General features: G+C 32.5%; 8 protein-coding genes and 1 pseudogene. All 9 read right to left on the reverse strand.

Annotated features, from left to right (window positions below; genetic code table 11):
- Positions 1-31 precede the first annotated feature (31 nt).
- Complete coding sequence (locus tag HGAG_RS02500; RefSeq protein WP_019117776.1) at positions 32-433, reverse strand: HIRAN domain-containing protein; 402 nt, start codon at positions 431-433, stop codon at positions 32-34.
- Complete coding sequence (locus HGAG_RS02505) at positions 430-1,236, reverse strand: hypothetical protein (RefSeq protein ID WP_019117777.1); 807 nt, start codon at positions 1,234-1,236, stop codon at positions 430-432. Before HGAG_RS02505 ends, HGAG_RS02500 begins: the two co-directional genes overlap by 4 nt.
- A gap of 160 nt (positions 1,237-1,396) precedes the next feature.
- Positions 1,397-1,531, reverse strand: a pseudogene (locus tag HGAG_RS12435) (DUF262 domain-containing protein); the annotation flags it as partial.
- 53 nt (positions 1,532-1,584) lie between these two features.
- The gene (locus HGAG_RS12440; protein ID WP_019117778.1) at positions 1,585-1,695 is read right to left on the reverse strand and encodes a GmrSD restriction endonuclease domain-containing protein; all 111 of its coding nucleotides are present in this window, start codon (positions 1,693-1,695) and stop codon (positions 1,585-1,587) included.
- Between the two features lie 45 nt (positions 1,696-1,740).
- Positions 1,741-4,803 (reverse strand): type III restriction-modification system endonuclease, encoded by a 3,063-nt coding sequence (locus HGAG_RS02515; protein ID WP_019117779.1) that lies wholly within the window; start codon positions 4,801-4,803, stop codon positions 1,741-1,743.
- A gap of 12 nt (positions 4,804-4,815) precedes the next feature.
- Positions 4,816-6,666: a site-specific DNA-methyltransferase gene (locus HGAG_RS02520; RefSeq protein ID WP_019117780.1), complete on the reverse strand. Its 1,851-nt coding sequence runs from the start codon at positions 6,664-6,666 to the stop codon at positions 4,816-4,818.
- 9 nt (positions 6,667-6,675) lie between these two features.
- Entirely contained in the window at positions 6,676-7,485 is an 810-nt protein-coding gene (locus HGAG_RS02525) for a hypothetical protein (protein ID WP_019117781.1), read from the reverse strand.
- Positions 7,486-7,764: 279 nt separating this feature from the next.
- Positions 7,765-7,998, reverse strand: coding sequence for a helix-turn-helix domain-containing protein (locus HGAG_RS02530; RefSeq protein WP_019117782.1), 234 nt, complete (start codon positions 7,996-7,998; stop codon positions 7,765-7,767).
- Between the two features lie 512 nt (positions 7,999-8,510).
- Complete coding sequence (locus tag HGAG_RS10465; protein ID WP_019117783.1) at positions 8,511-8,747, reverse strand: hypothetical protein; 237 nt, start codon at positions 8,745-8,747, stop codon at positions 8,511-8,513.
- Positions 8,748-9,751: the final 1,004 nt, after the last annotated feature.

Genomic DNA, 9,751 nt, shown 5'->3' on the forward strand with positions numbered 1-9,751 from the left:
CATTTATTTTTATAGTGCATACTTTATTAGCCTAACTTTCATGGAGATAAATTTTGATTTTTATCTTAAGCCATTTACCTCGTATTTCTTTATCAATAACTTTAGCAAAAAGAATTTTTCCAGCATCCATAAGTCTAGAGAAAATAATATTATCTTGACGAGGGACATAGCCGATTTTATCTTTTTTCAATGTTTCTACTCTAATAGCTTGAGGATCATGTTCATTTTCTGGCTCACGATAAAAAACTAGTTTATCACCATCTTTGATATAAGATAAAATATTTTCAATTCCTTCAATGTGTGTTGTCCCAGCAACATAAGTATCAAAAAGATAAATATCACGCTCAAAAGGTTTTGGTAAATCAATTACTGCTTCCTTATTCAAAAGATACTCAATTATTCCTCTCTGATCTTTTTTTTCTAAATTATTCATATCTCATCCCTAATTAAATTATTTATATATTCTTCTTGCGTTCGTACTGCATCATCAAAACTTTTTAAATCTTTTTCTAACTGACTTAACCTCTCTGATTTTTTCTTCTCATCTTCCACGTAAATACTCCAAGTATAAGGAGGCATAGATTTAGTTAACTCAATGTCATTTTTAATTAGATTTACTAAATCAGTTAGTCTTATTACCTCTTCTTCCAAAGATTTACCATCCAAACCTATATCATCTTTCACATCTTCACTGCAAACTATATCAAAAATAATTTGTAAAGATTTTAGATCCCCATTTTTATAAAATTCAGTAGCATTATAAAATAACTCTTTCTCAGAATTTGTTATCGATAGATTTATGTCTGGGTGTAATTTCTTTACAATAGATTTATATAATTTTTTTAGGCGTTTTTCATCATCATCAGATAATATTTCAGATTTTGAACGTCTTAATGCAGTATTAATTTCTTCAATTTTTTCATTTAATTTTTTCTTATATTCTGTAAATTCTAAGTCTAACTTTTTATCGATAACTTCCATATTTATTTTTTCTTGACGATTCTTTTTCGCTTGAATCATATCTTTTTTTCTTTTCAAACGAAGATATTTACAATAAGCTTTGTAGATTTTGTACTCAAGACTTCCAAAAATAAGCATATATTCAGTTTTTATATTTTCACAAATTATATATTTAAGATTGTCCCTTTCAAAAACAAGATTTTCCAAAGTTTTTTTAAGCTTTCGGATTTTATCCTTTGATTTTTTATCATTTGGAAACTCAATAATTTGCCCCATATATACGCCTCCTAATATAATTATGTTTTTTAATAATAACTTTATACGAAGCTATTATAATAACATTAAGATGATATTAATAATTAGCATAATCAGTTACAATAATATATAAATTCCAGTAGCCAATGCTACTGTCTAGACGTAGCTCAATACTTGCTGATTAATTACGTTCCGCTACAGGACTAACAACTAATTTTGTGTAAATAGCTCTTAACAACAGGAATAAAGACATAATACGCTGCTGACCATCAATTATTTCTTGCTCACCATCTTTATTTTCATATGCAACAATATTACCAAGAAATACGAACCTTCACGTTCAGTTTCTCTACTAGCAGCCATGAATTCTCATAAATCTTCAAACAGCATTTCTACCTGTTCATCAGTCCAAGCATAAGAGCGTTGATATTCTGGAATAACAAAGGGTTTTACTCTTCCACTACCAAGTAATGCCTCCATGCTTTGTTTGTTAACTTCTATTGTTGTTGGAATAAATAGTCTTCCTCACTTCGTCACCATATCAAGGAGTGTCTTGTAGCTATCAACAACATCGTAAATAACCTCACCATTGCTGATTGCCTTAAAGTGTTCTCTTGCACAGTGAATCTTTGATTCTTCGATTAAACGAAGCTGCATTGAATCCATGGAACCTTTTGTCTCTGCAACAAAATAAATGTGCTTAACGGTTCCTTCATAAAATGCAATTGCCCAGTCAGGATTATAATGTCCAACTGGAGTTGAAATATAAAATCCGTCTGGCAATTTAACGTATACTGCTACATTTGTGTTTGTATCCAATTCAGTAGCAAACACCTGCTCGTTTGATGAATCATAAACGATATGGTCATACAAATGCTTTTTTGCTTTCATTGCATTTACACCTAAGCGCCCTTTGAGTGTAGGATCAGTAAATACGTCAGTTCCATATTTATCATCCATAACATCGTAAGTAATATGTTCAATTATAGCAGTTGCTTTTTCATCATTAATAAGTGCTGCTGCCTTAATGATGAATTCTTCTGGATTGTTCTTAAACTGATTAAAGGTTTCTGGCTGAATCCCCTGAAGAATCTGGATTACAGCTTTTCTTGTAAGTCCAATCTCATCTACAAGCTTTCCAATCAAGTCATATTTAACATTAGAATATGCAGCAACCACATTACCGTAGCTTGCAGATTTTTCCTTAACAAAGGATTCACCACTCACAAGGTCTTCTTTTGATTTAATCTGTTCCATAGCTCCGGTTTCAACCTTGAAATAAATCTTTGAAACGCGAAGTTTTCTATCTAATGAATCAATAGATTTTCTGACCAATTCATCTGTATCAAAATCAACAACATATACAGACTTAGAATTAATCTTTGCCCACAAAGCCTTGAACTCAGGCATAGCAAGTTTACCCTCATCAACCTCAAGTTCAACATTATTACTACGAGCATTTTCAGGCTTTATAGCTCTGCCGTCATAAATGGAATCAATAATTTCAATAACAGATCCTGCAGAATCAGCTACTTCTTCAGCAACCTTTAATTCACCATTAGCCTTATCCTCATAATATTTATCAGTAAGAACACCCTTCCTATCAATGTAGCCATTAACAATAAGATCAAAGTGGATTGCTCTACCTATATCACCATCAATAACCCGTTCATTGCCCTTGTCGTCCTTGATTACCTTACCAATGAACAATTCTGCAGTAACTGCCTTTGGTCTGTCAGAGATTGCTTCTGCGATTTCATTCTGAAGACCTTTAGCAAAGCTATCATAGCTTTCACTGGCAATTACAGTAAGCACATTTACGCTATGTACATCATTGCCGAGCACATTTGTATCCATACGTTCACCATCTTGATTAACACAAAGACGGAGACCACGTCCTACTTCCTGACGTTTGCGAACGTCACTTCTGCTTTGCTTCAAAGTACAAATCTGAAATACATTAGGATTATCCCATCCTTCACGAAGTGCAGAATGTGAGAATATAAAACGCACCGGAGACTTCTTCGGATTTCTATCAAGAAGAAGCTCTTTGTTTTTCATAATAAGGTCGTAAGCATCAACGTCATTCGACATTTTTTCTTTAGAGTTTTCTCGCTTTTCATTTGCCTTACTATCAATCATCTTTCCTTTTTTATCGATAGAAAAATATCCAGCATGTGTCTTATCTTCAGAGATAGCAGAAAGATACTTCATGTAGTCGTCTTCTCCCATGCCAATTTGAAGATTACTGATAACATCCTTGTATTCTTCTTCGAACATCTCTGCATAAATACCATTTATCGGCTGACCAATTGAATCATACTGCTTATACTTAGCAACCTCATCAATAAAGAACAGTGAAAGCACTTTAATGCCTTTATAGAACAATTCTCTTTCCCTTTGAATATGAGAAAGGATTGTTTCTCTAATTTGAATGCGGCGAAGCTGGTCTTCTGATACCTTACCAATTACGTCGCCTGCATAAAGTTTAATACCATTAATAAATTCTACAGAATCATCACGCCCATCAATTCTTGAAACAACAAATCCATGCTTGTACTCTTCCATCTGACCAGAATTATCATAAAGGTTATAACCCTCCGAAACAATACGAGTAATCTTTCTAATGCTAGTTGCACCTTTAAAATCAAACTGTATTGTCGCTGTAGGTGCAGCCTTTGAAAGATTTATACTTTCCAAGTAAATATAACTTTCAGTTGCATTACTACCAGATTCTGTAATCCCCTTAACAGCAATTTTTTTAACAAGACGCTTGTTGTAGGCTTCCATAGCATCCAAACGGTAAATCATATTATAAATACTATCTGACTTGTGAGTTGCAGAATAACGAAGAGTCATTAAAGGATTAAACTGTTTTAAATTTTCTTTTGTTTTCTTACCCTCTACAGATTGCGGCTCGTCAATGATTATGATAGGATTTGTTTTTGCAATAACATCAATTGGACGACGAGAACGAAACTCATCCAATTTCATATAAATTCTTCTTGCATCTTTTCCTCTTGCATTGAATGCCTGTGAGTTGATAATCATTACGTTAATAGAACTATCTGATGCAAAGCGGTCTATTTCGGTAAGTTGTGCAGAGTTATATATAAAGAAACGAATCTTTTTTCCATACTCTTCAGCAAAATGATTTTGTGTCACTTGAAATGACTTATATACACCTTCACGGATAGCGATGCTTGGTACAACAACTATAAACTTACTCCAGCCATAAGCATGATTAAGCTCATACATAGTCTTAATGTAAGTATAGGTCTTACCAACACCAGTTTCCATTTCAATTGTCAGATTATATTTACCTTCTAGTTTCTCTGAAGGCTTAATCTGATTTGCTCTCTGAATTGTATTTATATGTTCCAGAATCAATCTATCATTTAATTCTGGTACAATCTTTTGATTGCTCCAACCAGTGAAATCATCTTCATCTGTTAATGATTGCTGGATATGTCCTAAACCTCTATCCATCATATAAGAAGGAGTCAAATAAGGCTGACCAGCAAATACATCAACTACAGCTTTTGCAGCATCTGCTTGGAATTTCTGACGCCTAAATTGTAGTTTCATAGCTGAATCTCCTTAAATAACCTTTACTCTTGTGTCAGGTGCCATCAATTTAAAGATTTCTCCAACATTAATCTTTGAAGGACTGTTTTCAAAACTGCTGTCACGGAATACTGCACGAAGAGGCTGTCTCCTTGCAATTTCCTTAATCACACTATCCGGAACATTTTTATCAAAACAAGCAATAAGGTCGCCTTCGTTATAGTTATGAACTGTACATCCATCAATCTGCTCAGAGCTGTATGGAAGCGATAAAGGAAGTCCCCATTCAAGAAGACATCCGAACAATAAATCAAGGTCATTACGATCAGATTTAACATTAGATTCAAGAGTTGAAAGTATTTCTTGACTGTATTCTGATGGGCTGTAGTAAACATCATTCATATTGGTAGAATCGAGAATAAATGTTCTGTATCCATCATCAATATCTTTATTAATGGTTTCAGCGACTAAACTTATTCTATCTCTCCCCACATCACACAACGTTTCGTAACCAGCCTTATAAGCTCCTTTTTTCTCATCAACTTGTTCCTGTAATTGCACCATAATAAATTTTCTATTTCCTCCGTCCGCAGCATTTTGCTCCATAACAGCTTGAGCAGTTGTAGCACTTCCCGAGAAGAAATCCAATATAATAGATTCCTTGTCTGTTGCATACTTTATCAATTTTTGTATAAAAGCAACTGGTTTAGGATAGCTAAATACATCATTTCCGAAAAGCTTTTTTACTTCAACTGTTGCTGCTTGATTCATATACTCATTTTCAATGCCAAACAGGCTATTAACTGGTTCAAATAAGCTAGTAGCATCTTTCTTATAACGCTTAAATATGAATCCTCTTTCTTTTTCTCGATAATTCTTCTTAAATTTGATTTTTCCATCACTTATATATCGCTGTAATGTTTCTTTTGAGAAAGCCCAATATCTACCCATAGGCGGAAAATCCTTTTTATGAGTATATGGATTCTCAATCTCAAAATAAGTAGATGATCCACCGCTTTTAGCACTTGGGTCGCCCGCACACCATTCTCCATTCGGATCATTATCTGGATTAGAATAATTATCAAATGCCTTGGGTTCACCTTGAAGAACAACCTGATTTTTATCCTTAGCATATACTAATAAAACTTCATGTTGCAAATTTAAACCACTACCATTATCAGCTGTCATTGACTTTGTTTTTCTAATGATTTCTCCCACATTATTAGACTCGCCAAAAACTTCATCGCATATTTTCTTAAGATTAGCCTGTTCGTTATCATCAATAGAAATAAAAATTACACCATCCGATGCTAGAAGATTCCTAGCTATCATAAGACGAGAATATATCATTGAACACCAGTATGAATGAAATCTTCCATTTGATTCAGTGTTTCTATATAATTTTAGTCCTTCATCATCATGTAAACCTATAGATGAATTATATTCTTCAATATCGACAACAAAGTCATCTATATATATCAAATCACTTCCTGTATTATATGGAGGATCTATATATATCATTTTAATTTTACCAAGATAACTTTCTTGTAGAAGTTTTAATACCGATAGATTGTCTCCTTCAATATAAAGATTTTCTGTATCATTCCAATTTTTACTATCTTCTATACAAGGTCTCAAGGTCATTCTTATTGGTTTATTTGCTTCGACAATGGCTCCTCTTTTTCCAGGCCATGTAAATTCATAACTCTCTGAAAAATCTTCCATATCTGCAGATAACATTTGTTTAAGCAATTCGAAATTAACTTTTTTTACAAGATTTCCACTTTGGTCCATTCCTTCAGTTACACAATTTGGAAATAATCCGGCAAGCAATGCTATATTTTTTTCTTCGCCTGAAACGGTTTCAAAATTCATTTTTTCCATGATCCCCCCCTATTTTCTTGCTCTAGTAAACCAACCTTGTTTTTGACATATTTCTTTTTCAGTACCATAATTTCCACCCACATGAAACTTTCTGCAAGCTTCTCTTACGACTAAACCTATCTCATTTTCATTACCTATTACCCAAAGACATCCTCCATTTGGTCTTTTATCAACAATTTCAAGACCTTTACTCTTAAAAAAATCAACAAGCGTCTTCGCATTACTCTTTGATTTTGCTTCGTGTGATGATAACTGTTTTGTTTGAGGCATATTAGTTCTAGAGACAGCTATCCCACTATTCATTGTTTCAGTCATTATTTTAAATATTTTAGATGAATATTCTTGAAGTCTCATTGCACTTGCAACCATATTCTTGAATAAATCTATCTTAGAAAAACTATATATTTTAAATTTATTAGTATACCTTATTGAAGCATTTTCCTTCCATGAAGAATCTGTCCTTAATGCTCTTCTTTCTCTTTCTTCCTGAAGCCAATCTTCATGCCATCCAACAGCAATTCCTGTCTCAGTCGAGTCACACTGTAGTGATATCTGGATCGATTTTTTTTCGAGTTTTCTTTCATATTGACCTAAAGTATCGAATTCCAGTTTACAATGCTCGAAATACCTGTCTCGATACTCCCAATCGTAACCTATTGATTGATTCGTATAAATATCTATGAATATTCCATCGTTATCGTAAGTTTCAACTTTGTTTGGGCGCATTTCTATATTTTTGCAAACCAAACTTCCATTAAATTTTTCTACAAATTTTAGCATTGTTTCATCATGCTTGTCATACATTGACGGTCTATACATCAATCCCCCTCCAATTTTTTTAATTTCTTAATTTTAGCATTTAAGTCTATCTTTTTATTAAGCTGTTTTTCTTTACTAATTTTATCTTGAAGTGTTGCTATCTTCTTTTGAATCGCCTGCTTCTGTTCATTTCGTGCAACGTACTATTTCCGTAATGTTATCAAATACTTTTACTTCCATAGATTTCATCCTCTTTAAATAGTATGAATAATCAGGCTAATTTATATTTTCGACTGTCTACACAGCCACGCATTCTGTTATAGTCGTTCAGACATCCATTTATTTGGGCTCTTTTGATTCATCTGTTGTATCATCTGGAACAACTTCGACAATATCTCCTATATCACATTTTAAATACTCGCATATTTTAAGTAGCAAATCCGTTGTTATATTAGCTCCTTTACCTAGTTTTGCCAACGAAGCCGAACTAATGCCTGCATTCTTTGCGAACTCAGTTTTCTTCATGTCTTCTTCTACAAGTTTTACCCATAATTTTTTATATGATAGTTTCATTCCATCTCCTTCGGGAGGTATTTCCTCCAAATTGAATTAAATACTTAAACGTGCCTATACTCACCATAATATGTAGTCAACCTTTATGAATGATAAATTATTAATATAATCCATTCTTCAATGTATCCTCTTTAATTCGATCCTCTTCACGATAACTTGTCAAAAATAAAAACTTATTCTTATCAAAGCTAAATAAATAATAAACATATCTTAGCGTCAAAGTTTTACCCGTATTAGACATACCTTAAATAGCCTTAAATTTATATAAAACTCAATAGTTTCCCAATCAATGATAAGTTTTCCATCTTCAAAGTATACTCTATTTCAGCAAGGTTATTTAGACTAGGATTCGTCTCATAAATATTAATCTGAATATCAACATCATATATACCTTTGGATAAGCGACGAAAAATCTGATTAATAATATCTTGCATGGTCATCTCTATTTCAACTGTAATATATCTTCAAGCTAGAAAGCTTTGTAAATGATCTTTATCTAAATTATAAATATCCTATATTTCTTCAGCAAAATCAGCCTCATCGTACCTACTACAAATCAATCCATCCCTGTTCTTTAAAATATACTTTTTGCCTTTAAAAATTTGGTATTGCATATTTAAGAACAATTTAGTTACTTGATTGAACTTATCACTCACATACATTTTTTCTTCTCCGTCAGTCATCAGGTCATATAATGTGTCTCCAACAAGCTGCAAAACAAAAATCCCACCGCGTTCTGACAGTGACATATAAGTCTTTAATTTTCCAGCTATCTAATGAAAATACACTATCCACCCCCTTTAACCTTTTTGGTCAAACCACAGTTACGCACGGTCAAACTTAAAAATATCAGATTTTCCATAATTGAATCATACTTAAAAGAGTTAAAATAGATTTTTTAAAGTATAACACACTTTTTCGCGTTTTTCAATATTTTACAAGTTAACGCTTATAAATTATTTACGAATGCAAAATATTTTTTTATTACTGATTCAATGAAGAATATAGCATTCCCTTGGCAAGATATTAAACTGTTTAGATCAGATATTAATACTAGCTACCACATCGTTTGGAACTGAATCAGCAGTCTAGAATCCTACAGCCATAAATACAATGCTAGAATTATCAATGAGCTTGACCTGAAATTAATTATACTTGTATCTTTGAGTGAACTTCTTAGTGATAAAACAAAATATCAAAAACAGTTACAGCAAAACATTGCATCAGTCATCAAAATTTCTGCTACTATATTCACTGATGATATTTATAAGAAGCTTATGTAATTTCAGCATGAGCTTGTTAAAAGAGCCACAATAAATAAACCTATGATGATATTGCAAACCAGATTTTTGCGCTCAGAAAAAAATGCCAGCAAGCTTCAATGAATACGGTACAAGATAATAAACAGCTAAACCTCATAACTGAACTACAATACTTTATTAAAAAAAGGATACTTATCTTAAAGAATTTGATAAAATACTAGTAAGGTGATGGTTTAAACATATTATAATTTACCTTGACTACTGCACTATTGAGTTAAAATCAGAACTCAAGGTAAATGTTAAAATGATATGTATAGGTACAAAAAAATTCCCAAACACTGAGTTTTTTTCAGTGTTTGGGAATTTGGGTCTGTAAATAATTTTGTGTATCAACCTAAATCCTGATATAAGGGTAAGGGTTGATGCATTTTTTATGTATCAATATTTGTCCATTCCTATAGAAATGGAGCTTTTCTTAATTTTACTTGAGC

This window comes from Anaerococcus obesiensis ph10, from assembly GCF_000311745.1.
Taxonomy (GTDB): Bacteria; Bacillota; Clostridia; order Tissierellales; family Peptoniphilaceae; genus Anaerococcus; species Anaerococcus vaginalis.